24 protein-coding genes are annotated in these 25,925 nt (G+C 71.2%); 8 read left to right on the top strand and 16 right to left on the bottom strand.

What is annotated here, in order from left to right; genetic code table 11:
- Nucleotides 1-43: 43 nt before the first annotated feature.
- From F4553_RS34870 to F4553_RS34835, 8 genes are read right to left on the bottom strand one after another with little or no spacing between them, the layout of a single operon-like run.
- Nucleotides 44-691, bottom strand: a complete 648-nt coding sequence (locus tag F4553_RS34870) for an isochorismatase family protein (protein WP_246467564.1) — start codon at nt 689-691, stop codon at nt 44-46.
- The gene (locus F4553_RS34865) at nt 688-1,458 is read right to left on the bottom strand and encodes a 2,3-dihydro-2,3-dihydroxybenzoate dehydrogenase (protein WP_184845097.1); all 771 of its coding nucleotides are present in this window, start codon (nt 1,456-1,458) and stop codon (nt 688-690) included. The genes F4553_RS34870 and F4553_RS34865 overlap by 4 nt, the downstream gene beginning before the upstream one ends.
- A gap of 5 nt (nt 1,459-1,463) precedes the next feature.
- On the bottom strand, nt 1,464-2,597 hold the full coding sequence (locus F4553_RS34860) for an FAD-dependent monooxygenase (protein WP_184845094.1): 1,134 nt from the start codon (nt 2,595-2,597) through the stop codon (nt 1,464-1,466).
- Complete coding sequence (locus tag F4553_RS34855) at nt 2,590-3,879, bottom strand: AMP-binding protein (protein ID WP_184845092.1); 1,290 nt, start codon at nt 3,877-3,879, stop codon at nt 2,590-2,592. The genes F4553_RS34860 and F4553_RS34855 overlap by 8 nt, the downstream gene beginning before the upstream one ends.
- Entirely contained in the window at nt 3,872-4,630 is a 759-nt protein-coding gene (locus F4553_RS34850; protein WP_184845090.1) for an amidohydrolase family protein, read from the bottom strand. Before F4553_RS34850 ends, F4553_RS34855 begins: the two co-directional genes overlap by 8 nt.
- A 5-nt stretch (nt 4,631-4,635) precedes the next feature.
- Nucleotides 4,636-5,736, bottom strand: a complete 1,101-nt coding sequence (locus F4553_RS34845) for a 3-dehydroquinate synthase II (protein WP_184845088.1) — start codon at nt 5,734-5,736, stop codon at nt 4,636-4,638.
- Entirely contained in the window at nt 5,733-6,506 is a 774-nt protein-coding gene (locus F4553_RS34840) for a 2-amino-3,7-dideoxy-D-threo-hept-6-ulosonate synthase (RefSeq protein ID WP_184845086.1), read from the bottom strand. Before F4553_RS34840 ends, F4553_RS34845 begins: the two co-directional genes overlap by 4 nt.
- Nucleotides 6,503-7,741: an aspartate kinase gene (locus F4553_RS34835; protein WP_221470603.1), complete on the bottom strand. Its 1,239-nt coding sequence runs from the start codon at nt 7,739-7,741 to the stop codon at nt 6,503-6,505. Before F4553_RS34835 ends, F4553_RS34840 begins: the two co-directional genes overlap by 4 nt.
- Nucleotides 7,742-7,992: 251 nt before the next feature.
- Between F4553_RS34835 and F4553_RS34830 the strand changes: the two genes are divergently transcribed.
- From F4553_RS34830 to F4553_RS34815, 4 genes are all read left to right on the top strand, one after another.
- A complete protein-coding gene (locus tag F4553_RS34830; protein ID WP_246467562.1) occupies nt 7,993-9,789 on the top strand; it encodes a chorismate-binding protein in 1,797 nt (598 codons plus the stop codon).
- A complete protein-coding gene (locus tag F4553_RS34825) occupies nt 9,789-10,040 on the top strand; it encodes a chorismate mutase family protein (protein ID WP_184845080.1) in 252 nt (83 codons plus the stop codon). Before F4553_RS34830 ends, F4553_RS34825 begins: the two co-directional genes overlap by 1 nt.
- A gap of 140 nt (nt 10,041-10,180) precedes the next feature.
- Nucleotides 10,181-12,484, top strand: coding sequence for an ATP-binding protein (locus F4553_RS34820; protein ID WP_184845077.1), 2,304 nt, complete (start codon nt 10,181-10,183; stop codon nt 12,482-12,484).
- A 107-nt stretch (nt 12,485-12,591) separates the two neighbouring features.
- Nucleotides 12,592-14,235, top strand: a complete 1,644-nt coding sequence (locus tag F4553_RS34815) for a condensation domain-containing protein (protein WP_184845074.1) — start codon at nt 12,592-12,594, stop codon at nt 14,233-14,235.
- Here F4553_RS34815 and F4553_RS34810 read toward each other — a convergent pair.
- The 4 genes from F4553_RS34810 to metX form a co-directional block, all read right to left on the bottom strand.
- Nucleotides 14,224-16,773 carry a tetratricopeptide repeat protein gene (locus F4553_RS34810; RefSeq protein WP_184845070.1) on the bottom strand — a complete coding sequence of 850 codons (2,550 nt, stop codon included), beginning with the start codon at nt 16,771-16,773 and terminating at the stop codon, nt 14,224-14,226. The two genes, F4553_RS34815 and F4553_RS34810, sit on opposite strands and share 12 nt — an antisense overlap.
- 71 nt (nt 16,774-16,844) lie before the next feature.
- Entirely contained in the window at nt 16,845-17,327 is a 483-nt protein-coding gene (locus F4553_RS34805; RefSeq protein WP_184845068.1) for a CoA-binding protein, read from the bottom strand.
- A gap of 7 nt (nt 17,328-17,334) precedes the next feature.
- Nucleotides 17,335-18,660 carry an O-acetylhomoserine aminocarboxypropyltransferase/cysteine synthase family protein gene (locus F4553_RS34800; protein WP_184845066.1) on the bottom strand — a complete coding sequence of 442 codons (1,326 nt, stop codon included), beginning with the start codon at nt 18,658-18,660 and terminating at the stop codon, nt 17,335-17,337.
- Complete coding sequence (metX, locus tag F4553_RS34795; protein ID WP_184845063.1) at nt 18,657-19,871, bottom strand: homoserine O-acetyltransferase MetX; 1,215 nt, start codon at nt 19,869-19,871, stop codon at nt 18,657-18,659. The genes F4553_RS34800 and metX overlap by 4 nt, the downstream gene beginning before the upstream one ends.
- A 97-nt stretch (nt 19,872-19,968) precedes the next feature.
- Here metX and F4553_RS34790 point away from each other — a divergent pair, with 97 nt between their 5' ends.
- Together F4553_RS34790 and F4553_RS34785 are read left to right on the top strand one after the other, a co-directional pair.
- Nucleotides 19,969-20,517, top strand: a complete 549-nt coding sequence (locus tag F4553_RS34790; RefSeq protein WP_184845060.1) for an OsmC family protein — start codon at nt 19,969-19,971, stop codon at nt 20,515-20,517.
- Nucleotides 20,405-21,763, top strand: a complete 1,359-nt coding sequence (locus tag F4553_RS34785) for a flavin-containing monooxygenase (protein WP_184845058.1) — start codon at nt 20,405-20,407, stop codon at nt 21,761-21,763. The genes F4553_RS34790 and F4553_RS34785 overlap by 113 nt, the downstream gene beginning before the upstream one ends.
- 45 nt (nt 21,764-21,808) lie before the next feature.
- On the opposite strand, the gene F4553_RS34780 is transcribed toward F4553_RS34785, so the two are convergent.
- Nucleotides 21,809-22,636, bottom strand: a complete 828-nt coding sequence (locus F4553_RS34780; RefSeq protein ID WP_184845056.1) for an ABC transporter permease — start codon at nt 22,634-22,636, stop codon at nt 21,809-21,811.
- Nucleotides 22,633-23,613: an ATP-binding cassette domain-containing protein gene (locus F4553_RS34775; RefSeq protein ID WP_184845053.1), complete on the bottom strand. Its 981-nt coding sequence runs from the start codon at nt 23,611-23,613 to the stop codon at nt 22,633-22,635. Before F4553_RS34775 ends, F4553_RS34780 begins: the two co-directional genes overlap by 4 nt.
- Nucleotides 23,614-23,945: 332 nt before the next feature.
- Between F4553_RS34775 and F4553_RS34770 the strand changes: the two genes are divergently transcribed.
- The gene (locus tag F4553_RS34770; protein ID WP_312875506.1) at nt 23,946-24,425 is read left to right on the top strand and encodes an RNA polymerase sigma factor; all 480 of its coding nucleotides are present in this window, start codon (nt 23,946-23,948) and stop codon (nt 24,423-24,425) included.
- The gene (locus tag F4553_RS34765) at nt 24,418-25,041 is read left to right on the top strand and encodes a hypothetical protein (protein WP_184845050.1); all 624 of its coding nucleotides are present in this window, start codon (nt 24,418-24,420) and stop codon (nt 25,039-25,041) included. The genes F4553_RS34770 and F4553_RS34765 overlap by 8 nt, the downstream gene beginning before the upstream one ends.
- A gap of 28 nt (nt 25,042-25,069) precedes the next feature.
- Here F4553_RS34765 and F4553_RS34760 read toward each other — a convergent pair whose 3' ends face one another.
- Both F4553_RS34760 and F4553_RS34755 read right to left on the bottom strand, forming a co-directional pair.
- Complete coding sequence (locus F4553_RS34760; protein WP_184845047.1) at nt 25,070-25,483, bottom strand: VOC family protein; 414 nt, start codon at nt 25,481-25,483, stop codon at nt 25,070-25,072.
- A 5-nt stretch (nt 25,484-25,488) separates the two neighbouring features.
- Nucleotides 25,489-25,914 carry a helix-turn-helix transcriptional regulator gene (locus tag F4553_RS34755; RefSeq protein ID WP_184845045.1) on the bottom strand — a complete coding sequence of 142 codons (426 nt, stop codon included), beginning with the start codon at nt 25,912-25,914 and terminating at the stop codon, nt 25,489-25,491.
- Between the last annotated feature and the right edge of the window lie 11 nt (nt 25,915-25,925).

The raw sequence follows: 25,925 nt of genomic DNA, 5'->3' as shown, positions 1-25,925 counted from the left end.
GCTGGTCGGCGGCCAGGCATCCCTCTCGACTGCCACCATCCGCCTACGGTGCTGAAATGGCCTCCAGCAACTGGCGGGTGGAGGCGACCACGCCGCAGCGAGCGGCGACGTAGTCCAAAGTCGAGCGATGGTGCGCCGCCGTGAAGTCCCCGATCGCGTCGGCGGCGAGGAACACCTCCACATCGCGGCAGAACGCGTCGCAGGCCGTCATGAGGATGCCGACATGCCCGTAGACACCGCAGACGATCAGCTGGTCACGACCGGTGGCGGCGAGCCGCTCGGCGAAATCCGTCCGCAGGTAGGCGCTGTAGCGCCACTTGGTGAGCACCACATCGCCGTCGCGCGGCGAGAGCTCCGGCACGATCTGGCGCTGCTGCGGGGTGCCCTCCATCCCCTCGCCCCAGACGTCGAGCAGCAGGCCCCGGTCGGCCCTGCTCATCCGGCCGGGCTGCGCGGTATAGAACACCGGCAGCCCGAGATCCGCCGCCGCAGCACGCAGCCGGGCCGCGTTGGCGACCAGCTCCGTCACGGGTGACTGCCCGGCGGGGAACATGTCCACGAAATACTGCTGCATGTCGTGCACGAGCAGGGCCGCCCGCCGCGGGTCCGGCTTCCACTGTGGTGTGCTGGCGGGCAGCTCGCTCTCGGTCGGCATCGGGTAGACATCGATCGGCAGTGTTCCCATCGTCATGCCCCCAGCGCCGCGCCGCCGTCGACGCACAGCTCGTGCATCGTGATGTGGCTGGCCTGGTCGGAGGCGAGGAACGCCACCGCGTGCGCCACGTCGGCGGGCTCGGCCAGCTTGCGCAGCGGGATGCCGATGCGGTAGCGGTCGGCGGCGCCGTCGAGCACCGACTGGCGGCCGTAGCCGTCGGCCCACATCGAGCGCAGCATCGGCGTGTCCGTGGAGCCCGGCGCGACGATGTTGCAGCGGATGCCGTACTCGGCCAGCTCCAGACCGAGGCACTTGGTGAACATGGTGGAGGCCGCCTTCGCTGCGCAGTAGGCCGCCATGTGCATCCGGGGCACGGCGGCGGAGTTGGACCCGACCGTCACCACGCAGCCGGAACGGCGGGCGACCATGCCCCGGGCGACCGCCTGACTGATGTTGAAGACGCCGACGGTGTTGACCGAGAAGACCGTCTGCCAGTCGTCGTCGGTCAGCTCCAGGATCGGCGCGGTACGCAAAACGCCGGCCACGTTGACCAGGATGCCGATCGGGCCGAGGTCTCGTTCGATGGCGTTTATCGCCTCGTGGACGGCGACCGGATCTCGGACGTCGATCGAGTACGCGCGTGCGGCGTACCCGTTGCTGGTGATCTTTTCGACCTGCTCGGCCAGCGCGGACTCGTTGGTGTCCGCGGCCGCGACCACCACGCCCTGCTGGGCCAACTCCGCGGCCACCGCCGCACCGATGCCGGATGCGGCGCCAGTGACCAGGGCGATCTGTGTATGCATGGAGCTCAGCCTTCCTCTGGGTCGTAGCCGAACAGCCACCGTTGCTGGCGCTGCTGCTGGGCGGGATCGGGGCGCGAGCCGTCGTGCAGCGCGGTCGCGTTGCGCCGGGAGATCTCCTGGACCTCGTCGGTACGCGGGCGGCGCAACCGCTCGTAGCGGCGCAGCGCCTCCGGGACCGGCGCCTGCGCCAGGCAGCCCGCGAGGACATAGGCGTCCTCGACGGCCTGGTTGGCGCCCTGCGCGACGAACGGCAGCATCGGATGCGCCGCGTCGCCGATCAGCGTGGCGGTGCCGTGGGTCCAGCCGATGATCGGGTCGCGATCGTGCAGCGCCCACCGGCTCACCTCGTCGGCCTGGGACAGCAGGTCGCGCAGCCCGTCGTCCCAGCCTTCGTAGGCCTCGCGCAGCCCGGACAGCGAGCCCGGCTCGGACCACGACTCGGCGCCCCACTCGGCCTCGGGCATGGTGGCGCCGAAGCTGATCAGCTTGCCGCCCGCCACCGGATAGGCCACGGCGTGCTGGCCGGGACCGAGCCACAGCACGATCCGGGGCTCCGCCGCGAGCTGCGGCAGGCGCTCGGCCGGGATGAGACCGCGGAAGATCGTGTGCCCGCTGTAGCGGGGCGCGTCGTGCAGGAAGGTGGACCGCACCGCCGACCGCACGCCGTCGGCGCCGGCCAGGACGGCGAACCGGTCCCGGCGGCCGTTGTCGAACGCCGCCGTGACCACCTCGCCGTCCTGGTCGATCCCCGTGCACCGCACGCCCAGCGTGACGGCGGCCGGATCCACCGCACCCGCCAGGATCTGATGCAGGTCGGCGCGGTGCACGGCGAGGTAGGGCGCGCCGTACTCGGCGACGCAGCGCTCACCGAGTTCGGTGCGCGCCATCACCGTGCCGGTGCGCCCGTCGCGCAGCTCGATGGCGTGCGGCCGGACGGCGACCGCGTCGAGCGCGTCGCCGAGGCCCAGGCGGTAGAGCAGCCGGGTCGCGTTCGGGGCGAGCTGGATGCCCGCGCCCACCTCCCCGAACCGGGGCGCCTGCTCGAAGACGTGATAGCTCAGGCCCCGCCGCTGCAGGGCCACGGCGAGGGTCAGCCCGGCGATGCCCGCGCCGACGATGCCGACCGGCTGCTCACCCATAGATGATCGCCTTGTCCCAGTCCTCGTCCGGGCCGAACAGGCTGCGCGGCTTGAGGACATCCTGGCTGGCGGTGAGGACCCGGTGCGGCAGCAGCCCGCCCGGGTCGATGCCGGTCACCTCGCAGGGTGCGCCGAACCGGGCCTGCACGGCCTCGGCGAGCGCGGCACACGCCGCCTGCCGGTGCTCGGCGGTGACCTCGATCTCGATGCGGAGCCGGTCCGGCAGCGCGCGGCCCCGCCAGAACGCCACGCCGTACTCGAGGGGGAGGCCGAAGACGAGCTCCTCGGTGTCGTGCTGGTTGATCCGGGCCGTGCCGACCGAGTAGCCGAACGCCGCCCGGCCCAGGACCCGGATCGTCGGCAGCGACCAGCCGCAGGCGCAGGGTGCATAGGACAGCTCGACGTTGTCCTCCAGGTTGTAGCGCAGCAGCGGCATCGCCTCGCGGAACAGCGGCGTGACGATCAGGTGCCCGGCGCCCTCGGCGCTGATCTCGCCGGTCTGCGGATCGAGGACCTCCGGGATGGCCCGGTCCGCCCAGAAGTGCATCTGGCCGTGCGGGCACTCGCCGGCCAGGCTCCCGGTCTCGGTGGAGCCGAACTCCTCCACCACCGGCACGCCACCCCAGACCTCGCTGATGCGGGCCCGCCGGGCGGCGGTCAGCGGCTCGCCGCCGACGTAGAACGCCCGCAGCGCCGGGAAGTCCCGCTCCGGCCGCCAGCCCGCGTGCCGGGCCGCCTCCGCCCAGATCAAGGTCTCGGTCGGCAGCGACCAGGTGATGCTCACCTCCAGGTCGTGCAGCAGGCGCACCACCCGGGAGTACGGCATCGCCAGCGAGCGGTTGTCGCCGGGCACCACGGTGGCGCCGTGCGAGCGGGCCGCCCGGTGCGCCAGGTGCCCGGTGATCATCAACGCGTACGGCGTCCGGACGAAGAACGTGTCCTCCGGGCCGATCGGGATCCACTTGCGGGCGTACCGCTCGGCGAGGTCGACCCAGTCCTCCTCCGTGTAGTAGGAGGCCGTGGCGGCACCCGCCGTCCCGCTGGACTCGTGGTATGTCGCGAGCCGCGACTTCTCCACGGCGAGCAGCCCGAACGGGTACGCGTCGCGCAGGTCCTGTTTCGTGGTCGGCGCCAGGTCCCGCAGCGTCTCGCCACCGCGCAGCCGGGCCTGGTAGAACGGGGAGCGCTGCGCCCAGGCGAACACCTGCGGCAGTTGTTTCTCCTGGATCGCGCGGATCTCGTCGGCATCGCCCCACTCGCCGAGCGGTTTCGCCTCACTCATGGTCGCCTTCTTTCAGCAGTCGCACCGCGTTGGCCTCGGCGATCTGGTGCCAGTCCGCCTCGGCCAGCCCCAGCGCGGCGAACTTGGCCAGTTCCAGTCCGGGATCCTGCAGCGGGTGCTCGGTGCCGAACAGGATCCGGCCCGGGCCCAGCGTGCGCAGCGCGTAGCCGAGCACGCTGGAGTAGCCGCCCGAGGTCTCGAACAGGATGTTGGGGTGGGGTTCGATCAGGTTGACGCCGTAGAAGTCGATGGCGCTCGCGCCGCCGTGTCCGAGTACGAAATTGGTCTCCGGATGGCGTTTGGCGAGGTCGGCCAGGTCCGCGACACCGCATCCCGGCCGGATGATGCACACGATGTAGACCGAGTGCCCGTTGCGCCAGGCGACCTGCACGAAGTCGTCGGTGATCGGATCGGTCAGCGGTACGCCGTGCACGGCCGGCGACAGCTCCAGGCCGCGGAACCGCCCGGCCCGAGCCGTGTAGTCACCGGTACCCGTGTGCGGGTTGGCGAAGTAGACCGGGATCAGCCGCCCGGCCGAGACCTCCGCCGCGGCGAGGACCGCGTCGTTGTCCGGCTCCGTCGTGACGTGGCTGCCGTCGATCAGTTGTCGCGACAGCACCTCCGGCGGCAGGATGCCGCCGGCCGCCACGGCAGCGGCATTGATGCCGTGGCGGTCCATCGCGGCGTAGAGGCGGGACAGTGCTGCCGGTCCCGCCCCCAGCCGGGCATGGAAATCGATGATCCGGGTCATCCTCGTCAGCTTTCGATGCAGAACTCGTCGATCGGGTAGCCGACGTGGCGGTCCTCGGTCGGCAGATAGCCCAGCACCTTGTCGCCGGGGCGCAGCTCGGTCGTGTTGAGCACGACACCGCCGGGGCCCAGGACGCGCACGTGCCAGTCGTCCTGCACGATGATGTTGACGTGCCGCCCGTCCGGGGAGACGGCGTCGATGGAGAGCAGCGGCCGAGTCTCCATCTTCACCCGGCCGACCGTCACCAGCCGGGTCTGGCCCTTGGCGTCCACGGCCTGCACCTTGCTGCCGGCCTTGAGCTCGCTGAGGTAGTGCGTGCGCCCCTCCGCCGACATGGTGTAGGAGTGGATCGCACCGGCGTTGACCCGGAACGGCCGCGTCGGCATGTAGGGCAGCGGGTGCGTCTCGCTGCAGCACAGGATCATGCCCTTGGAGTGCGAGCCGACGAGGATGCCCTCGTCCTCGCGGAAGTGCGAGCAGGTGTCGACGCAGGCCCGCTCGCCCATGCCGATGTGCTCGGTGCCGGTCACCTCGAGCTCGACGAGTGCCAGCTCGCCGATGCCGCCGGTGGCGACCGCGCGCAGCTTCGTCGCCTCGCCGACGCCCTTCGGCGCCAGCAGCACACCGTCGGAGCCGTGCTCGAGCACACCGAAGACGATCTCGGCCTCCTCGAGGTCGGCGACCTCGGTGATGATGACACCGTCGGCCTTGTACGCCGCCGCCAGCACGATCTCCAGCGGGATCTTGGTGGGGTCCCGGAACCGGATGACCGACCACGGCTGCGTCCGCGCGGCGGTGTTGGCCCGCTCCAGGCTCGTCGCGTCGGTCACCTCGACGAACTGGCCGTACTGCACGTCGGTCCGGCTGCCGTAGGTGGCCGGGACACCGGTCGTCGCGTCGACGAGCACCACGTCGACGCCGCCGAGCTCCTCGGGCAGCCGGCCGTCGCGGGGCCACAGGACCCGGCGCACGGTCGGCGGGATGGCGGTCAGGTGCTCCGCGTTGCTCGCCACGATCGCGTCGATCCGCTGATGGATCGCCTCCTCGATGACGGCCTCGCGTACTCCGTCCGGCAGATTGCGGACATCCAGCCAGCACACCTTCATGTCAGTACTTCCTCTCGTACACGGTGGACCTGTTGGGCGATGAGTCGGGTGAGCTCGCCGGGATCGGGAGCCTCGAAGATGTTGCGGCCCATCGCCAGTCCGGCCGTTCCGGCGGCGAGCACGTCGTCGACCAGCGACAGCACGTCACCCGTACCGGAGAGCCGGGAGCCCCCGGCGACGATGAGCGGAATCGGACTGCCGGCCACGACATCGGCCATGGTCAGCACGTCGCCGGTGTAGGGCGTCTTGACGATGTCCGCGCCGAGATCCGAGGCGAGCGTCGCGGCGTGCGCGATCAGCTCCGGATCCCGCGGATTGTCGATCCGCGGACCGCGCGGGTAGATCATGGCCAGCAGCGGCAGGCCCCACCGGTCGCAGGCCTCGGCGGTCGCGGCGAAGTCGGCGATCTGCTGGCGCTCGTCGTGCGAGCCCAGGTTGACGTGCACGCTGACCGCGTCGGCACCGACGCGCAGCGCCTCCTCGACGCTGGCGACCAGGTATTTCGCGTCCGGGTCGGGCGCGAAACGGGTGCTGGCGCTCAGGTGCACGATCAGGGCCGCCTCGCCGAAGGCACTCGGGTCGATACGCCCCACACCGCCCTTGTGCAGGACGATGGCGTCGGCGCCGTTGTCGGCCAGCTGGGCGACGAGCGCACCGATGCCGCCGCTCGTCGGGATCGGACCGTCGGTGACCGCGTGGTCGAGGGGGACCACCAGCAGGCGCGGGCCGTTGCGGAAAAGCCTCCGCAGGCGCAGGTCGCGGCCGCTCATGGCGCGACCAGTGCCACGATGTCGTAGTCGTCGCGTTGCAACTCGAACTCCTTGTGCAGCAGAACCACCGCTTCGGACAGGCGTCCGTGCGGCACGGTGACGGAGGTGCGCAGCTGGGTGGCCGACACCCAGCTGGTCGGAATCTGTGCCCCGGCCAGCACCGCGAGCATGCGGGCGGTGAGCTCGGGGCGGTTGAGCATGCCGGTGCCGACCAGCGACACCTTGCCGACGTCGGTCGAGACCTCGACCCGGCCGCCGTGCGCCGCGGCTGCCCGCTCCAGCGCCGTGCGGACCAGCTCGCTGCCCGTGGCGGGCATGGTGAATCCCATCCGGAACTCCGCCTCGCCGCTGCCCGAGCGCGCCACCAGATCAGCGGGCACGCCCAGCGACGCCAGGATGTCGAACACCTCCCGCGCCAGGTCGGCGTGTGCCTGGATGAGCACCCGGGCGACCTGTGCGTCGTGGGTGATGGCGATGACCGCACCGCGGATCTCCATCAGCTCCTGCGGACCGCTCGCCACGGTCGTGCCGGGCGCGTCCGAGGCGCTGCTGCGCACGTGCAGCTCCACATTGGTCAGAGCGGCCAGCTCCACGGCACGCGAGTGCATGACCCGAGCGCCCGCGAACGCCATCTCGGCCATCACCGGTGCGGTGATCACGGGCAGCAGCCGGGCATCGGGCACCAGGCGCGGATCGCCGGTGAAGATGCCCTCGACGTCGGTGTAGATCTCGCAGCGGGCGGCGAGGCCCGCGGCCAGGGCCACCGCGGTCGTGTCCGAACCGCCCCGGCCGAGGGTGAGCACGTTGCCGAACGGGTCGACGCCCTGGAATCCGGCGACCACGGCCACGTTGCCGCGGTCCAGCAACGCCGTCAGCGGCGCCGGGTCCACCTCGGCGATCACGCCCGCACCGTGCGGACCGGCCGCGGTGATGCCGGCCTGCGCACCGGTCAGGGAGACCGCCGGGACGCCGATCGCGTGCAGGGCGAGCGCCATCAGCGCCGCCGACGCGGTCTCCCCCGTGGCGAGCAGCTGGTCGATCTCGCGAGCCGGCCGCTCGGGTGAGGTCTGCTCCGCCAGCGCCAGCAGATCGTCGGTGGTGTCGCCGCGGGCGGACACGACCACGACCACGCGGTCGCCCCGGCGGTAGGCCGCCTCGACGATCCGCGCGGCGCGGCTCACCAGATCGATGTCGCCCAGCGACGATCCGCCGAACTTCTGCACCAAGTTGCCCAAGACAATTCCTCGCTTTCGCAAATCCCGTTTCGGCGAGTTCGGTCTCGGACGCTAGCAGCGAATCCCTACCCGCAGCACTACTCGATTGAGTAGCCGTCCGCATTGGACGAGTAGTTGCCGATGTCACTTCTCCGGTGCCATAGTTGCCAGCGTTCACGTGGGAGGAGCTAGACGCAATGCGACTTAAACCGCCCGCCCGGGTGTCGACGCACAACCTGATTTCACAACTGCGCAACCTACATTCATCCGCATTGGACAGCCCTGATGCGGCGGCCTGCGCACTGCTCTACCGACCGGAGACCGATCCGGACACGGTCGAGCTCATCCTGGGCACACCTGTCGAGAGCCACACCCTCGAAACCGCGATGAAGAGCGACGATGCCGCTCTGGTGCTGCTTCCCTACCGGCAGATCACCGAGCGCGGCTACGCCTGCCACGACGACGGCGAACCTATCGTGACGATCGAAATCACTGATCGAATCGCGATTCCTCTTGATTCATTCATCGCCGCCATGCCCAACACCGAGGTGTCTCTGGCCGACGGTGAGTTCGATATTTCCGACGCCGCCTACGCCGCATCCGTCCGCGAGATCATCGACCAGGAAATCGGCGCCGGAGAAGGTTCAAACTTTGTTATCAAGCGTTCATATCACGGATGTCTAGCGGATTATTCCCCGTCGACGGCGCTGACTATTTTCCAACGGTTGCTGCGCCAGGAGCACGGCACCTACTGGACGTTTCTCGTCAGCTTCGGCGGGCGGACCCTCGTCGGCGCCTCGCCGGAGAGCCACCTGCGCGTCGACGGCGACCTGGTCACCATGAACCCGATCAGCGGGACCTACCGGTACCCGGCCGGCGAGCCGGACCCCGCCGGGCTGCAGGCGTTCCTCGACGACCGCAAGGAGACCGACGAGCTCTACATGGTGCTCGACGAGGAACTCAAGATGATGGCGCGCATCTGCGACGAGGGCGGCACCGTCATCGGGCCCCGGCTGCGGCAGATGGCCCGGCTGGCGCACACCGAATACCACATCAGCGGCACCAGCAAGCAGCCCCTGCCCGCGATCCTGCGCGAGACGCTGCTCGCACCCACCGTCACCGGCAGCCCCGTGGAGAACGCCTGCCGGGTCATCCACCGCCGCGAGCCCACCGGCCGCGGCTACTACAGCGGCGTCATCGCCCTGGTCGAGCCGAATCGCCGGCTCGACGCGGCGATCGTGATCCGCACGGCCGACATCACCGCCGACGGCGACCTCACGCTGAGCGTCGGCGCCACGCTGGTCCGCCACTCGGATCCGGCCACCGAGGTCCTGGAGACCCATGCCAAGGTGGCGGGCATGCTCGCCGCGCTCTCGGGCGAGCGTGCGGCCGCGCGTACCCCCGTGGCCGTGCCTGCGGTCGACGCAGCGATCGAGGCCCAGTTGGAGGGACGCAACGCGGACCTGGCGCCGTTCTGGCTGGGACGACGGCCGGCTCGCAAGCCGCCGACCTGGCGCACCCTCGTGATCGACGCCGAGGACACCTTCACCGACATGTTCGCCGTCCAGCTGCGCCACCTCGGCCACGACGTGACCGTGCGCACCTATCGCGAGGTGAGCCGGACCGACGGCTGGGACCTGGTCGTGCTCGGTCCCGGGCCCGGTGACCCACGCGACGGGGACGATCCCAAGATCGCCCGGCTGCGGACGCTGGCCGCGCAGATCTACGCGTCGCAGCGGCCGCTGCTGGCCGTGTGCCTCGGCCACCAGATCCTCAGCCACCACCTGGGCCTGCCACTGGTCCGACTCGAACACACGCAGCAAGGCCGCCAGCGCACGATCGAGATCTTCGACGAGACGGCGACGGTCGGTTTCTACAACACATTCGTCGCCCAGGCCGACACCGACCGCCTGGGGACCGTGATGGTCAGCCGCGACCCGGCGACCAAGGAGGTCTTCGCCATGCACGGCCCGAACTTCCGATCCTTCCAGTTCCATCCGGAATCCATTCTCTCCGCCGACGGCCTGCACCTGCTCGGGCGCCACGTCGGCACCCTGCTGGCACCCTGATGGCATCCGAGACGGTGGCCGAGCCCGAGCTCGTCACCTCCCTGCAGGGCCGCCTGGACCGCATCGACCTGCAACTGATCAGGCTGATCCGGGAGCGGCTCGAACTCGCCCAGCAGGTGCAGCAGGCGCGGGTCGCCTGCGGGCGCTCCGGCTTCGCCCACGACCACGAGCTCGCAACCGCCCGGCGGTTCAGCCAGCTCGGCCCGCACGGATCGGAGCTGGCGGTGATCCTGCTGCGCCACTCCCGCTGAGATGAGGCAGCCGAGCCGCCACCACCTGTTCGCGGACGGTGCGGCTTGGCTTCTCGTTTGTGCATTGAAGGACGGTGATGAGGGCAACAGGAGTTCTACCGGAGATTGAGCGGAACCTTTCGCCTTGCTAGGTTTTGTCCGTGGTCGGGGGAGAGACGTTCGGGCAGTTGGTGCGGCTTCACCGACTCAGATCGGCGTCCACACAGGACCAGTTGGCGCAGCGGGCCGGCATCAGCTCCCGGCAGCTCCGCGACATCGAGGCCGGCCGCATCGCACTGCCCCGGCTGACCACGGTGGGCCTGCTCGCCGACGCCCTCGAGCTCGAGGGCGAGCAGCGCGACCGGTTCTGCGCCGCCGCCCGACCGGAGAACCCGGTGGCGGGCACCGTTCCCGCGGCCGGGCCGGTGAGCCCGCCGGGCACCGGCCCGGAGTCGGTCCTCGCGCGCCCCGCCCAGCTGCCCGGGAGCGTGGCCGGGTTCGTCGGCCGGGGCATCGAGCTCAAGCGGCTGGACCAGCTGCTGCCCTCCCCCGGTCCGTCCGCCCGCGACGTCGCGATCTGCGCCGTCTCCGGCACGGCGGGGGTCGGCAAGACGGCGCTGGCCCTGCACTGGGCGCACGGTGCCCGGGCGTCGTTCCCGGACGGGCAGCTCTATGTCAACCTGCACGGTTACCACGGCAGCGACGCCCTGTCCCCCGCCACCGCGCTGCGCGGTTTCCTCACCGGGCTGGGGGTGCCCGGCGACCGGATCCCGGCCGACCTCGAGGCCCGGATCGACCTCTATCGCAGCCTGGTCGCGGATCGGCGGATGCTGATCGTCCTCGACAACGCCCGCGACGCGGACCACGTCCGACCGCTGCTGCCGGGCGCGCCGGACTGCCGCGTCATGGTGACCAGCCGGGATCAGCTGCAGGACCTCGTCGCGATCGAGGGCGCCGAACCGATCCCGGTGAGCCTGCTCGACGCCGACGACGCCCGGGACCTGATCGCGAGACGGATCGGTGCGGACCGCGCGGCGGCCTACCCGGAGGCGGTCGACGAGATCGTGGCCCTCTCGGCCGGGCTCCCGCTCGCGCTCGCCGTGGTCACCGCGCGGGCGGCGACCTATCCGGCGTTTCCCCTGGCTGCGATCGCGACCGAGCTGCGCGACGCCACCGACCAGCTTGAGGGGTTCCCGGCCGTGCGAGCGGTGCTGTCGTGGTCCTACCGCACACTCACACCGGGCGCCGCCCGGCTGTTCCGCCTCTGCGGCGCGCACCCCGAGCCGGACCTCGCCGCGGCGGTCGTGGGCGCGCTCACCGGCGAGCCGCCGACGCGAGCACGCCGCCTCCTGGCCGAGCTCACGCGCGCCCATCTCCTCGCCGAACACACCCCCGGCCGGTACGCCATGCACGACCTGCTGCGCGCCTACTCCGTGGAGTTGCTGATCGAGACGGAGGAGGAGGCGGACCGGGACGCCGCGACCCGCCGCATGCTCGACCACTACCTCGGCATCGCCTGCACCGCGGCACTCCTGATCGAACCGCACCGCGATCCGATCACACCGCTCACCGCCGACCCGACCGCGGTGCCGTTGGAGCTCGCCGACCGCGACCAGGCGTTCGCGTGGTTCACCGCGGAGCACCCGGTGCTGCTCGCCGCCGTCGCCCGGGCCGAGTCGGCGGGCCTGGACCGGCACGTCTGGCAGCTCGCCTGGAGCCTGGTCGACTTCCTGGATCACCAGGGCCACTGGTGGGACTGGATCACCGTGGAGCACGCGGCCCTGCGCGCGGCGGACCGGCTCGGCGACGAGCGGGGCGCCGCCTACGCCGACCGCCTGCTCGGCCGGGGATATGCCCAGCTCAGCCGGTACGACGAGGCGCTGCGGCACTACCAGCGGGCGATCGAGGGCTATGACCGCCTCGGCGACCTGCTCGGGCAGGCGCACTCCGCCTTCGGCCTCTCCTGGCTGTCGGAGCTCCGCGGGAACCCGCTGGAGTCGCAGGAGCACCGGCTGCGCGCGGCCGACCTCTATCGGCGAGCGGGCCACCGGGTCGGACTGGCTCGTGTCCTCAACGCGCTCGGCTGGGGCTACGCGCAGCTCGGCGACTACCCGGCCGCGCTGCGCCACTGCGGGGAGGCGCTGGAGCTCAACCAGCAGCTCGACGACGCCTACGGGCAGGCGGCGATCTGGGACAGCATCGGCTTCGCCCACCATCACCTCGGCGACCACGTCGAGGCGGTGGCGTGCCTGGAGCGGTCGCTGCGCCTCTACCGGGAGGCGGGCGACCTCTTCAACGAGGCGGACGTGCTGGTGCACCTCGGCGACGCGCACGAGGGTGCCGGGGACCGCACCGCCGCCCGGGCCGCCTGGCAGCGGGCGGTCGAGGTCTTCGATCAGCTCGGCCGTGGGGAGGCGGACGCCCTGCGCGCCCGCATCGCCGCCCTCGCTCCGCCTGGCAGGTAGCGGACACCGCCTCCGCGTCCGCAACCTGCCACCGCCACCCGCTGTCGCCCCGTTGCCGTTCGCGCAACGATTCATCGGGGCTGTTCAATACGGGTGGAGGATTCACGATGTCGAATGCGACCAAGGACGCGGACCTGTGCTGGGGACAGCGATCCGTCTGGCTGAGGTACCACCAGCTGCCACCCTTCGCCCGGCACGACACGCATCTCGTCATCGAGATCGAGCTCTCCGACGGCGTCTCGATCGCCGGACTCCGGGCGACGCTCAACTACCTGGTCCGCCGGCACGAGGCACTGCGTACCACCTATCACTTCGACGTGGCGGGCGACCCGCGACAGCGGGTGCACCCGCCCGGCTCGCTGCCGCTGAGCACCGCATCCGCCGACCGGGACGGCACCGAGGCACCGGCCGACGTCATCGAACGGCTCAGCACCGCGGACTTCGACCTCGCGCAGGAGTGGCCGATGCGCGCCTGCGTGGTCACCGCGGGCGGTCGGCCCCAGCGCCTCGTCCTGGTGCTGAACCACATGGCGTTCGACGCCTGGACCATCGACCGCCTGGGCCGGGACCTCGCGGCCCTCAGCGCGGGCATCGCCACCGGACGCCCGGCGGTTCTCGAACCGATCCGGCACCAGCCCCTGGACCTCGCCCGCTACGAGTCGTCGGTGGGAGCCGCCGCGGCCAAGGACGGTGCCCTGGCCTACTGGCGTGACGAGATCGCGCAGATGCCCGCCGACACCTTCGGCCCGCGCCGCATCGCCGACGACGACCCGGTCGCCCGCTCCGCCGCCCTGACCTCACCGTCCATGCTGGACACCAGTCGCCGGATCGCCACGCGCCACCAGACGTGGCCGTCGCTGATGCACCTCACCACCTACGCCATGGTGATGGCCGCCTACACCGGCGGCGACCGGGTCGCCCACCTCACCTACACCGGCAACCGCGAGTCCAACCCCTACAACGACGTCATGACGTGCCTGTCCACGCCGCTGCTGATGCAGGTCGACTGCACGGGCGATCCGTCGTTCACCGAGGTCCTGCGCCGGACCGCGGAGCGCTTCGAGCACGGGCAGCGCAACGCCTACGTGCCCTTCGACGAGCTGGTGGAGCTGGTGTCCCGTGAGAGCGTCCGGCGCGGGCAGGTCCTGCGGACCGGATCGGAGCTCAACTTCCTCAGCGTCCCGGCGCAGGCGGCGAACGTCCGGCACACCGCCTTGCGGTGGAACCCGACGCCGACCGCGTGGGCGGCCTACGGCTCGGACACCTACCTGCGCCTCCACGAGCTGCAGGATGCCGTCGTCGTCGAGCTCAGGGCACACTCGACGGTGCTGGACGCCGACGCGATGGAGCGGTTCCTGCGCGGCTACGAGGCCGTCCTGCTCGCGCACGACGACCCCTCGGTCGACCTGCGGATCTCCGATGTCGCTCGCATGATCGGATTCGCCGCTCCGACCGCCGGCCGGCCGCCGGTGGGCGACGAGCCGGCGCCGACCGCCCCGGACGACAGGCGAGCGGCCGGCGACGACGAGCGGGTGCTCGCCGCCGTGGTCGCCGAGGTCAACGGGCTGGACCGGGTCAGCATGGCGGACTCCTACACGATCGCCGGGGGGCGGGTCCTGCGGATCCCCCGCGTGCTGGCGGAGCTCCGGGAACACGGGTGGGAGGGCGTCACCGTCTACCAGATCGCCGGTGGGCAGCCGTTGAGCGCGATAGCGGGCATGCTGACGCGTACCGCCGTGTCAGTGGCCTGATCCGGGCGCGGGTCCGTCGAGCTCCGCCAGCCGGGCGGCGTGCAGGGCGACCCGCGCGTGCTCGATCCCGGTCCAGTGCGCCACCGCCCGGCGCATCAGGTGCAGCGCCCGCTCCCGGTCCGTCGGCAGCAGGTTGGCACCGAGCAGCCAGGCACAGTCCGCGGCGCCGTTCTCGTCGCCGGTCTCCGTCCTGATCGCCAGCGCCTCCTCGAACATCCGCCGGGCCAGCTCCGACCGCCCCGCCGCCGCGTAGGCGCGACCGAGCGCCTTCAGCGCCTTCGCCTCGGTCCGCCGCGCGCCGACCTCGCGGGCGATCGCGAGCGCGCGTTCACCGACCGCCGCCGCCTCGTCGGCCCCGCTCGGCCCCGTGCCACCGGCCGGGTCCGCCCCGGCCACCGGCTCCACCGGGACCAGCGCCTGGGACAGCGTCGCCGACGCCTCGGCCATCCGCTCCCGGTCGCCGAGGCTCGCGGCGATCCGGTAGGCCCGCTGCGCGAGGTCGACGGCGTGCGCGGGCTCGTCGAGCATGTGGTGCACGGTGCTGAGGTTGTCGAGGATCAGGCACTCGCCGAACCGCTCGCCGTCCTCGCGCACCATCGTCAGCGCCAGCTCCAGGTGGTCCCGGGCGATGACGGGCTCGCCGACGAAACCGAGGGTCCGGGCCAGGTTGGTCAGCGCCATCGCTTCTAGCCGCCGGTTGCCGTCCGCGCGGGCAAGATCGAGCTGACGTTCGCTCACGGTGATCGCGCGGCGAGGCTGGCCCAGCTGCACGTACGCCACGCTCAGGTTGTTCAGCGCGCGCATCTCCTGGAGCCGGTCACCGGTCGGCCGGGGCATCGCGAGCCACCGCTCGAAGTGCGCGGCGGCCTCGGGCAGCCGGCTCGCCTGCAGTGCCAGGTGACCGATCTGGTTGAGCAGCTGCGCCTCGGCCGCCTGGTCACCGAGTCGGCGAGCCGCGGCCAGCGCCTGCTCGACCATGGGCTGGAGCTCGTTGTGGAAGTCGTGCCGGAGGAACGAGTAGCTGTCGATCGCGACGGCGTCGGCGACGAGCAGCCGGTCGGCACGCTCGTCGCCGACGTGGGCTCCCAGCCATCGCCGCCCGGCGTCGAGGTGCGGGCGTTCGAGGTCGAACATCGCCAGCGAGGCGGGCATCGCGTCGCCGCCGGACAGGTACCCGTTGCGGATCGCCTCGGCCATCCGGACGCCGGCCTCGGCGTACCGCCACATGGCCGGGACCCAGTCACCGGCGTCCTCGGCGGCGCTGCGCGCCAGGTCGCGGACCAGGTCGTGCAGCCGCCAGCGGCCGCGCGCCGGCTCGTAGCCGATCAGGCTGCGCCGCAGTAGCAGTCGCAGGACCACCGTGGTGTCGGCGCCGCCGGGCACCCGGACGACCGCCTCGGCCAGCGCCGTGTCGAAGTCGCCGACGAACACGCTCAGCTGGCGGAACACCGCTTGACTGGCGCTGTCGAGGCGGGCCTGGCTGAACGCCAGGGAGGCGGTGACGTCGAGCCGCTCGTCGTCGGGGTCCCGCAGGTGGGCCTGCCGACGCCGGTGGTCGGAGAGCGCGGCGAGGTGCTCGGACACGGCGAGCGTCGGATCGTTGGTCAGCAGGCCCGCGCTGATCCGCAGGGCCAGCGGCAGGTGGCCGCAGGCGCTCGCGATGAGCTGCGCCTCCTCGACGGTCAGCCGCTCGCAGGAGGTCTCCAGCAGCCGCACCGCCTCGGCCTCGGAGAGCTCGCCGAGGTCGACCGTGGTCATGCCCGCGATGGCGAAGCGCTGTCGGCTGGTGACGAGCAGGGCGCTGCCGGACGGGGTGAGCAGCGGGCTCACCTGGGCGGCGTCGGCCGCGTCGTCGGCGAGGATGAGGACGCGTCGGCCGCTGAGCACCGAGCAGTAGCGGCGCTGCAGCGCCTCCAGCCCGTCCTCGAGCGGCTCGTCCGAGGCGAAGGCGTGGATCACCTGGCGCATCGCCTGCTCCGGGCTGAGCGGCGCACCGCTGACCCCGCGCAGGTTGACGATGAGCCGGGCGTCCGGAAAGGACTCGCCGAGCTCGTTCGCCGCGACGAGGGCGAGCTCGGTCTTGCCGATGCCGCCCATGCCCCGGATGCCGACGACCCCGCCACCGCCGCCGAGCTCGCTGAGCAGCGAGACGATCCGCTTGACGGCATCGATCCGCCCGACGAAGTCCGGTGCCGGTGCCCGGAGCTCGTGGCGGACGGTCGCGCTGCGGCGCCGCTGGACCGCCCATCGGGCCAGGTGGGACCGGTCCGGATCGTCCAGCGGCAGGGTGCTGTCGAGGGTGTCGAGGCGGGGGTGCCCGGCGGCGGCGAGCAGCGCGTCGGTCTCGTCCCGCGACAGCAGCAGCGCCCCGGCGATCCGCAGCAGCGGCCGCCAGTGCCGCGGTCTGCGGACGGTGCCGTCACGCCAGTTGTCGATCGCGGTCCGGGGCACGCCGGTCAGCTTGCTCAACGTCTGCGCGCCCACGCCGACCCGCTGCATCACCTGCTGCAGCACATCGCTCAGCGCGGTCCCGGACACCCGCTGATCATGCCCATTCGGCAGGCTCCGCGGTATCAGTCACACGGCCGGACATCGGCGACCACGACTGTCTACTGCAGACCGCCCCGGACGGAGGTGATGCGCTGGGTGTTGAAGCCGAGCCAGTGCATGCGGCCCACGTAGCGCGCGTGCTCGACCTTGAGGCACAGATCCATGATCACCTTGACACCGCCCTCCTCCGCGATCCGGGCGCCCTCCTCGTTGATCACGCCGAACTGGCACCAGAGGGTGCCCGCGCCGATCGCCACGGCGTCGCGGGCGATCCCGGGCAGCGCGTCCGGCGCGCGGAAGACGTTGACCACGTCCACCGGCACCGGCACGTCGAGCAGGCTCGGATAGCAGGTCTCGCCGAGGATCTGCGTCTCGCGGGGGTTCACCGGGATCACCCGGTAGTTGTGCCGCTTGAGGTAATAGCCGACGAAGTAGCTGGCGCGCAGCTCGTTGCCGGACAGGCCGACGATCGCGATCGTCCTGGCGCTGTGCAGGACGCGCTGGATCGCCGCCGGAGCCTGGTACCGCTCGAGGTCGGTCATGGCAGGTCTACCTCTTTTCCGCTGCGGCCGCGACCTGGGCGAAGCCCTGTTCGAGATCCCAGATCAGGTCGTCCACGGCCTCGATGCCCACCGACAGGCGTACCGTCCCGGGCGCGACACCCGCCGCTCGGAGCTCGTCGTCGCTGAGCTGGCGGTGCGTCGTGCTGGCCGGGTGGATGATCAGGCTCTTCGCGTCGCCGACGTTGGCGAGGTGGGACCAGAGCGAGACGCCCCGGATGAGGTCCTGGCCGCCCGCGAGGCCGCCCGCGCAGTCGAACGAGAAGACCGCACCCGCACCGCGCGGCAGGTACTTCTCGACGAGCGGCGCGTATCTGCCGCCGGGCAGGCCGGGGTAGGTCACGTTCGTCGCGAGCTCGTGCGCGTCGAGGTAGGCCGCGATCACCTGCGCGTTCTCGACGTGGCGCTGCATCCGCAGGGACAGCGTCTCCAGCCCCAGCAGGAACATGAACGCGTTGAACGGCGAGAGCGCCGCGCCCAGGTCGCGCAGTGTCTCGGCCCGCAGCTTCATGAGGTAGCCGTAGGTCCCGAACGTCTCGTGGAACTGCAGCCCGTGGTACGCCGGTGACGGGTCCGCGATCACCGGGAACCGGCCGTTGGACCAGTTGAACGTGCCCGCCTCGACGACGACGCCGCCGATGCTCGTGCCGTGCCCGCCGATGAACTTCGTCGCCGAGTGGATCACGATGTCGGCGCCCCACTCGATGGGCCGGCACAGGTAGGGCGTCGCGAACGTGTTGTCCACGATCAGCGGCAGCTCGTGCTCGTGCGCGATCGCCGCCACGGTCTCGATGTCGAGCACGTTGCCGGCCGGGTTGCCGATCGTCTCGCCGAAGAACGCCTTCGTATGCGGGCGGACCGCCCGCCGCCACGCGTCCGGGTCGTCGGGGTCGACCCAGGTCAGCTCGACGTTCATCTTGCGCAGCAGGTGCTTGAGCTGGTTGGCCGTGCCGCCGTAGATCGCCGAGGACGACACCACGTGGTCGCCCGGCTGGAGCAGCGTGAAGAGCGCGGCCGCCTGCGCGGCGATCCCGCTCGCGAACGCCACCGCGCCGCTGCCGCCCTCCAGGTTCGCCACCCGCTCCTCGAAGACCGCGACGGTCGGATTCATGATCCGCGAGTACGTGTTGCCGTACTCCTGGAGGTTGAAGTACGCCGCAGCCGACTCCGGATCCTCGAACACGTAGCTCGTCGTCTGGAAGATCGGCACCGCCCGGGCGCCCGTGTTCGGATCGGGACGCTGCCCGGCGTGCAGCTGCCGCGTGTCGAACCCGAACTCGTGGGCCTCCTCGGTCCGGGGGAGGTGGTCGGTCACTGGTTCCTCTTCATCTCTGGGTCGCCTAGGAACTGCTGGATGATGGGCGTCTGGCGCGCCTCCTCCAGCAGGAAGCAGTCGTGGCCGTAGGGCGCCTCGATCAGGTGGAACTCCACCGGCTTGCCCAGCTCGCGCAGGGCCTGCTCGATCTCGATCGACGCGGACGGCGCGTAGAGCCAGTCGGAGCTGAACGCGATCAGCAGCGTCCGCGCGGAGACGCCGGCCAGCGCGCGCACCAGCGACCCGTCGCCGTGCTCCCGTGCCAGGTCGAAGTAGCTCAGCGCGCGCGACGTGTAGAGGTAGGTGTTGGCGTCGAAGCGCTTGACGAACGAGTCGGCCTGGTGGCGCAGGTAGCTCTCGACCTCGAACTCCGGCTCGCTGATCGTGTAGCGGATGTCGTCGGCGAACTGCAGCCTGCGCCCGAACCGGTCGCCCAGCGCCGGTGCGGACAGGTAGGTGATGTGCCCGACCATCCGGGCCACGCCCATGCCGTCGTCGGGCGCTCGGCCGGTGCCGTGGTAGTGGCCGCCCTGCCAGGCCGGGTCGCGCATGATCGCGTCCCGGGCGATCGCGTTCCAGGCCACCCCCTGCGGGTGCAGGGCGTGCGTGCTCGCGATGACCACGATGGCGTCGACCTGGTCGGGGAAGAGGACCGCCCACTCCTGCGCCTGCATCCCGCCGAGGGAGCCGCCCGCCACCGCGGCGAGCCTGCTGATGCCGAGCTCGTCGAGGAACGCCCGCTGCGTGCGGACCATGTCGGCGACGGTGATCACCGGGAAGTCCGACCCGTATGCCCGGCCGGTCGCGGGGTCGGTCGACGACGGTCCCGTGGTGCCGCGGCAGCCGCCGAGGATGTTGGTGGAGACGACGAAGAAGCGATCGGTGTCGAACGCCTTACCGGGGCCGATCATCCCGTCCCACCAGCCCAGGCCCTTGCCGGCCGCACCGTCGCGGGACTCGGCGGCGAACCCGTCCCGCGTACCCGTCTCGGGTGGGTTCTTCGCGAAGCCGGCGGCGTGCGCGTCGCCGCTGAGCGCGTGGCACACGAGGATGACGTTGTCTCGATCGGGTGAAAGGATGCCGTAGGTCTCGTACGCCACACGAACCTGATGCAGCTCCCGGCCGCAGTCCAGCCGGACCGGTCCGGGCAGGTCGAGGTACCTCGTCTCGACACTGCCGACCGAACCGGCTGCAGCTGTCGAGGGTGGCATAGCCGAGATCATAACTAGTCCCGGTGGGGCGGGCCAGTGTAATGTCGTGAACCCCGATAGGAATTATAGGAATACAACCGAGAGGAGTACCCCCGACATGACCGACGTCGATAACGGAGTCAATGTTCAGGCACTACTCGACGCGCGCGAGGTGCTCAAGGGCGCGCCCGAGGCCGCCCAGTTCACCTGGCGGGCGGCCTCCAAGTGGCAGCACGGCGTCCACAGCACCACGACCATCCAGCAGTTCTTCGGCCTCGGCCAGGAGCAGAGCCACAAGACCGAGACCGTGTTCGACGCCGACCACCCCGCGGTCTTCGCGGCCGCGGACAACGGCATCACGCCGATCGAATACCTCCTCGTCGGGCTCGCGAGCTGCCTCACCGCCGGTGTCGCCTCCGTCGCGCAGAACCGCGGCATCCAGCTGCGCTCGGTCGAGTCGGTCGTCGAGGGCCAGCACGACATCCGCGGCATCCTCGGTGCCGACAGCGACGTCCGCAACGGCTTCAACGACGTCAAGGTGACCTTCACGATCGATGCCGACGCCTCCAAGCAGGAGATCGAGGCGCTGGTGGCCCAGTCCCAGAAGCGTTCGGCCGTCTTCGACGCCCTCACCAACCCCACGAACGTCACCGTCGAAGTCGCCTGAGGAGGGCAGAGCCATCGAGTACGCCACCGCGGTCGTCATCGGCGCCGGACACGCGGGTCTCGCCGCGAGCCACTTCCTTCGCGCCCACTCGATCGACCACGTCGTGCTCGAGCGCGGCGAGGTGGCGAACTCCTGGCGGCGGGAACGCTGGGACTCCCTGCGCCTGCTGACCCCCAACGGGCAGAGTCGGCTGCCGGGCCATCACTACGATGGCCCGGATCCCGACGGCTACATGACGATGGGCGAAGTGATCGGATTCATCGATCACTTCGCCGCCGTCACCGGCGCGCCCGTCCAGACCGGCACCGAGGTCACCTCGGTGCGCCGCGTCGACGACGGGTACCGGGTGACGACGAACCACGGCGAGCTCCGCTGCCGGGCGCTCGTCATCGCGAGCGGAGCCTGCAACCGGCCCACGGTCCCGGCGCTCCACGAAGCGGTCCCGACCACCATCGAGCAGCTCACGCCCTTCACCTACCGCAACCCCGCGCAGCTGCCCGACGGCGGCGTCCTCGTCGTGGGGGCCTCCGCGACCGGTGTGCAGCTCGCGGCGGAGATCCAGCGATCGGGACGGCCGGTGATCCTCTCGGTCGGGGAGCACGTCCGGTTGCCGCGCACCTACCGCGGCCGCGACGTGCTGTGGTGGATGGACTCCGCCGGCGTGTGGGACCAGCGGCACGACGAGATCGACGATCTCACCCGGGCCCGGCGGCTGCCCTCGCCGCAGCTCGTCGGCACCCCGGAGCGCTCGACGCTCGACCTCAACGCGCTCTCGGCGCTCGGTGTCGAGCTGGTGGGGCGCTGGGCCGCGGTCCGCGACGGCCGCGCGCTCTTCTCCGGCGGCCTGCGCAACGTGTTCTCCCTGGCGGACCTCAAGATGGAACGCCTGCTGGACACCTTCGACGGGTGGGCCCGCCGCCACGACCGCGATGCCGAGGTCGGCCCGCCCGAGCGCTTCGCGCCGACCGGGGTGCCCGCGTCGGCGCGGCTGCAGCTCGACCTGCGCGGCGGCGAGATCAGCACCATCGTGTGGGCCACCGGGTTCCGGCCGGACTACCGCTGGCTCGACGTCCCCGTGGTCGATGCGAAGGGCTACCTCAACCACGACGGCGGCGTGCTCGACAGCCCGGGCCTCTACGCGCTGGGCCTGCCCCTGCTGCGCCGCCGCAAGTCCACCTTCATCCACGGCATCGAGGACGACGCGCGCGAGGTGGTCGGCCACCTCGCGCAGCACCTCGCCGGGTAGGAGCAAACCCCCGCGAGGCATCGCTCGCGGGGGGTCACTGCCGAATCAGATCTTCTTCCGGTACGCCCGCAGCGCGAGCGGCATGAACACGACGACGAACCCGGCGCACCACGCGAGCGTCCACCACACGTGGTTGCCGACCGGCGTGCCGAGGAAGAGCCCGCGGACGGACTCGACGAGGTGCGTCATCGGGTTGACCTTGACGAAAGACTGCATCCAGCCGGGCAGGGTGCTCGTGCCGACGAAGACGTTGGACGCGAAGCTCAGCGGCATGACCAGGGCGAACATGATGCCCTGCACGGCACCGGCGGTGCGCACCTTCATGCCGACGAGCACCGGCAGCCAGCTCAGGCACAGGGCGAACAGCACCACGAGCAGGCAGCCCGCGAGCGCGCTGAGCAGGTTGGACTCGATTCGGAAACCCATCGCATAGCCCATGCCGAGGGTGGAGATCGTGACGATGACGTAGCGCACGACGTCGCCGAGGACCGCGCCGAGCAGCGGTGCCGAGCGCGGGATCGGCAGCGACCGGAACCGGTCGAAGACGCCCTTGGCGATGTCGGTGTTGAGGTTGACGCCGATGGCGATGCAGCCCGTCGCGATCGTCTGCGCCAGGATGCCCGGCAGGAGGAACTGCAGGTAGTCGTGGGTCGATCCGGCGACGGCGCCGCCGAAGATGTAGACGAAGATGACGAGGAACAGCGCCGGCTGGAGCGTGACGTCGATGAGCGCCTCGGGCGTCCGCCAGGTCTTGATGAGGCTGCGCTTCATGAGGGCGAGCGAGTGCCGGACCAGCCGGAACGGCCGCCGGTTCGGGGTCACCGCGGACTGGGCCGGGTTGGTGGTGCGGCGGGCTTCGAGCAGGGTCGTCATACAGCCACCTCCTTGATCTTGGTGGTGTCGTCGGCGGACGCGGTCCGGCCGGTGAGGGAGAAGAACACCTCGTCGAGACTGGGCAGGTGCAGGGAGAGCTCGGTGACCGAGATCCGGGCGGCGGCGAACCGGGCGACGCTCTCGGTGAGGGCCGCGTCGTTGCCGACCGGCACCGCGAGGACGCCCTTGCGGATCTCGTCGGCCTGCGCGCCGGAGGAGACCTCGGAGAGGATCTGCGCGGTCCGGGCCAGGTTGGCCGGGTCGGCCGGGCGGACCTCGAGGGTCTGGCCGCCGACGACCCGCTTGAGCCCTTCGGGGGTGTCGTGGGCGATGACCCGGCCGTGGTCGATGACGGTGATCGCGTCGGCGAGCGCGTCCGCCTCCTCCAGGTACTGCGTGGTCAGCAGCACGGTCGAGCCGTTCCCGACGAGGGAGCGGACCACGTCCCACATGTCCTCGCGCTTGGCGGGGTCGAGGCCGGTGGTCGGCTCGTCGAGGAAGATCACGTCCGGGGACCCGACGAGGCTCGCGGCGAGGTCCAGGCGGCGGCGCATGCCACCGGAGTAGGTCTTGGCCGGCCGGTCGGCCGCATCCGAGAGGTCGAACCACTCCAGCAGCTCGACGGCGCGGCGGCGGGATCCGGTCCGGCCGAGCTCCAGCAGCGTGCCGAAGAGCTCCAGGTTCTGCCGGCCGGTCAGGTCCTCGTCGACCGAGGCGTATTGGCCGGTGAGGCCGATGGACTGCCGGACGCGCTCGGCGTCGCGGACGACGTCGAAGCCGCCGATGCGGGCGGTCCCGGCGTCGGGGGCCAGCAGGGTGGAGAGGATGCGTACGGCCGTGGTCTTGCCCGCGCCGTTGGGGCCGAGGACACCGAGCACAGTTCCTCGCGGCACGACGAGATCGACACCTTGCAGCGCCTTCGTCGCACCGAAGTGCTTGACGAGACCCTCGGCCTCGATCATCGGTTCAGCTGTCATGCCTACAGCGTGCCGGGGCGGCCTGACAGCGCCCTGACACGCGACTGACACGGTGTCGCGGCCACACAGGGTGACATTCAGCCCTCGGACACCCACCACCACGCGCAGCGCTTTGCTCTGCTTACACCCACGCATCGGCCACTAGATCCGGACATTCCCGGTGATGCGCCGGTGTAAGCAGAGCAAAGTCCCACACACACCAACGACCACCCCTGCCCCGGCGGCAACAGTGCGTAACGACCCCGGGTGCCGAACCGGCACCCGCAACCCTGAGGGGTGGTCATACGTGTAGTCGCCGGACCATCCGAACTTCCCCGGGAGCGACAACGCCAGTGACCGACTTCGACGAGCTCTACGCGGCGCACTACGGCGACCTCACCGTCCAGCTGTATGTCTACTTCGGCGACCGGCAGGAGGCGCAGGACGTCGTGCAGGAGGCCTTCTGCCGGGCACTGCAGCGCTGGCGACAGGTGTCCACATACGACGATCCAGTCGCCTGGGTGCGCCGCGTCGCCTGGAACCTCGCGACCAGCGGCTGGCGCCGACGGCGTACCGCGCTGAATTTCCTGCGCCGGCAGCGCGACGAGCCGAGCGTCGCCGGGCCCGGGCCGGACCGGGTCGCCCTGGTCGCGGCCCTGGCCACGCTGCCGCCCGCGCAGCGCCGGGCGATGGTCATGCACTACCTCGGGGACATGTCCGTCGCGGAGATCGCCGAGCGGGAGAGCGTCTCCTCGAACACCGTCAAATCCTGGCTGCACCGCGGGCGCACCGCACTCGCCGCCCACTTCGAATCGGAGGTCCACCATGCCTGATCTGCTGTCGGAGGACGACACCCGGAGCGCCTTCGCCGATGTCCGCGCCGCCGAACTCAGCCTGGTACGCCCGCCGGGCACCGCCGCCGCCCATCGGACCGTACGCCGCCGCCGCACCACCGCCGCGCTCACCGTGGCGGGCTGCGCCGCCCTCGTGCTCGGTGCCGCCTCCCTCGGCATCGGCGGCCTCGGCGACGACGGCGAAACGCCCGGTGCCCCACCCAGCGGCGAGGCCGTCAACCTCACCGCACTCGCCGAGATCGCCCGAGCAGCACTGCCCCTCGACGACGAGGAGCGGGAGAGAGTCGTGAACTCGTCGTCCGGCCCGCTCGACGCCGACATCCGCAACACCGACGACGCCGGCCGGGCCACGACCTACCAGCTGCTGATCACCTGCGTCGGAGCCGGTTCGATCCACTTCCAGCTCGCAGCCGGAGCGAACCGGATCGAGGAGGAGATCGACTGCGGTGCGACCCGGATGGCCGCCGCGGGCGGGGCGATGCTGCTCAGCCTGCCCGGGCCGGAGAGCCGCCCGCACGAAATCGCGGTGACGGTCGAGCCGGACGTGCGCGCGCTCTACCACGCCGGCTACGCCTATGTGGTGATGCAGCTCTGACGCGTCCGGCCCGACCGGCCCGCGTGGGTCAGCGCTTCGCCTCCGTGAACCGGACCTGGTTGCCGGCCGGGTCCCGGAAGGCGCAGTCGCGTACGCCGTAGGGCTGGTCCATCGGCTCCTGGATGACATCGGCACCGGCGGCCAGGACGCGCTCGAAGGTCTCGTCGCAGTTGTCCGTCCAGAACACGACGGTGCCGTAGAGGCCCTTCGCCATCAGGTCGGCCACGGCATCCTTGTCCTGCGGCGACATGTTCGGGTTCGCAGCCGGGGGTTCGAGCACGATGTCGACCTCCGGCTGGGACGGCGAGCCGATGGTGATCCAGCGCATCTTCTCGTAGCCGACGTCGTTGCGGACCTCCAGGCCGAGAACGTCGCGGTAGAACTCGACGGACTTGTCGGGATCGTCCACCGCCAGGAAGGTATGCGAGAGTCTGATATCCATGCAGGTCACGCTACGGCAGGGCCGACCGGGCGACCTTCTCTGCTCCGGACCGGCCGCGTGACGATCTTCGCGATGCAGGCCGGCAGCGAGGAGAGCTCGGAGTGGCCGCGAGCCCGGTAGGCGCTCGGCGTCTCCCCCACCAGCTCGGTGAAGCGCGAGCTGAACGAGCCGAGCGAGGAGCAGCCGACGGCCATGCAGACGTCGGTGACGGACATGTCGCCCCGGCGCAGCAGGGCCTTCGCCCGCTCGATGCGGCGGGTCATCAGGTACGAGTACGGAGTCTCGCCGAACGCCGTCCGGAAGCTGCGGGAGAAGTGGCCGGGCGACATGAGCGCCTCCCGGGCGAGGGCTGCCACGTCGAGCGGGCGGGCGTAGTCGCGATCCATCCGGTCCCGGGCCCGGCGCAGGTGGACCAGGTCGGCACGTTCCATGGCACCAGCAT

Origin of the sequence: Allocatelliglobosispora scoriae, assembly GCF_014204945.1 — a bacterium.
Classification (GTDB): Bacteria; Actinomycetota; Actinomycetes; order Mycobacteriales; family Micromonosporaceae; genus Allocatelliglobosispora; species Allocatelliglobosispora scoriae.
Note: the sequence above shows the minus strand (reverse complement) of the source record. Positions and strands in the feature narration are given on the sequence as shown.

What these genes read in the sequence shown, in the direction of transcription:
- F4553_RS34865 (WP_184845097.1), bottom strand. Translation starts at nt 1,458, where the DNA reads ATGCATACACAGATCGCCCTGGTCACTGGCGCCGCATCCGGCATCGGT.
- F4553_RS34850 (WP_184845090.1), bottom strand. Translation starts at nt 4,630, where the DNA reads ATGACCCGGATCATCGATTTCCATGCCCGGCTGGGGGCGGGACCGGCA.
- F4553_RS34775 (WP_184845053.1), bottom strand. Translation starts at nt 23,613, where the DNA reads ATGACAGCTGAACCGATGATCGAGGCCGAGGGTCTCGTCAAGCACTTC.
- F4553_RS34860 (WP_184845094.1), bottom strand. Translation starts at nt 2,597, where the DNA reads ATGGGTGAGCAGCCGGTCGGCATCGTCGGCGCGGGCATCGCCGGGCTG.
- F4553_RS34845 (WP_184845088.1), bottom strand. Translation starts at nt 5,736, where the DNA reads ATGAAGGTGTGCTGGCTGGATGTCCGCAATCTGCCGGACGGAGTACGC.
- F4553_RS34825 (WP_184845080.1), top strand. Translation starts at nt 9,789, where the DNA reads ATGGCATCCGAGACGGTGGCCGAGCCCGAGCTCGTCACCTCCCTGCAG.
- F4553_RS34765 (WP_184845050.1), top strand. Translation starts at nt 24,418, where the DNA reads ATGCCTGATCTGCTGTCGGAGGACGACACCCGGAGCGCCTTCGCCGAT.
- metX (WP_184845063.1), bottom strand. Translation starts at nt 19,871, where the DNA reads ATGCCACCCTCGACAGCTGCAGCCGGTTCGGTCGGCAGTGTCGAGACG.
- F4553_RS34815 (WP_184845074.1), top strand. Translation starts at nt 12,592, where the DNA reads ATGTCGAATGCGACCAAGGACGCGGACCTGTGCTGGGGACAGCGATCC.
- F4553_RS34755 (WP_184845045.1), bottom strand. Translation starts at nt 25,914, where the DNA reads ATGGAACGTGCCGACCTGGTCCACCTGCGCCGGGCCCGGGACCGGATG.
- F4553_RS34870 (WP_246467564.1), bottom strand. Translation starts at nt 691, where the DNA reads ATGACGATGGGAACACTGCCGATCGATGTCTACCCGATGCCGACCGAG.
- F4553_RS34840 (WP_184845086.1), bottom strand. Translation starts at nt 6,506, where the DNA reads ATGAGCGGCCGCGACCTGCGCCTGCGGAGGCTTTTCCGCAACGGCCCG.
- F4553_RS34780 (WP_184845056.1), bottom strand. Translation starts at nt 22,636, where the DNA reads ATGACGACCCTGCTCGAAGCCCGCCGCACCACCAACCCGGCCCAGTCC.
- F4553_RS34760 (WP_184845047.1), bottom strand. Translation starts at nt 25,483, where the DNA reads ATGGATATCAGACTCTCGCATACCTTCCTGGCGGTGGACGATCCCGAC.
- F4553_RS34790 (WP_184845060.1), top strand. Translation starts at nt 19,969, where the DNA reads ATGACCGACGTCGATAACGGAGTCAATGTTCAGGCACTACTCGACGCG.
- F4553_RS34785 (WP_184845058.1), top strand. Translation starts at nt 20,405, where the DNA reads ATGCCGACGCCTCCAAGCAGGAGATCGAGGCGCTGGTGGCCCAGTCCC.
- F4553_RS34855 (WP_184845092.1), bottom strand. Translation starts at nt 3,879, where the DNA reads ATGAGTGAGGCGAAACCGCTCGGCGAGTGGGGCGATGCCGACGAGATC.
- F4553_RS34805 (WP_184845068.1), bottom strand. Translation starts at nt 17,327, where the DNA reads ATGACCGACCTCGAGCGGTACCAGGCTCCGGCGGCGATCCAGCGCGTC.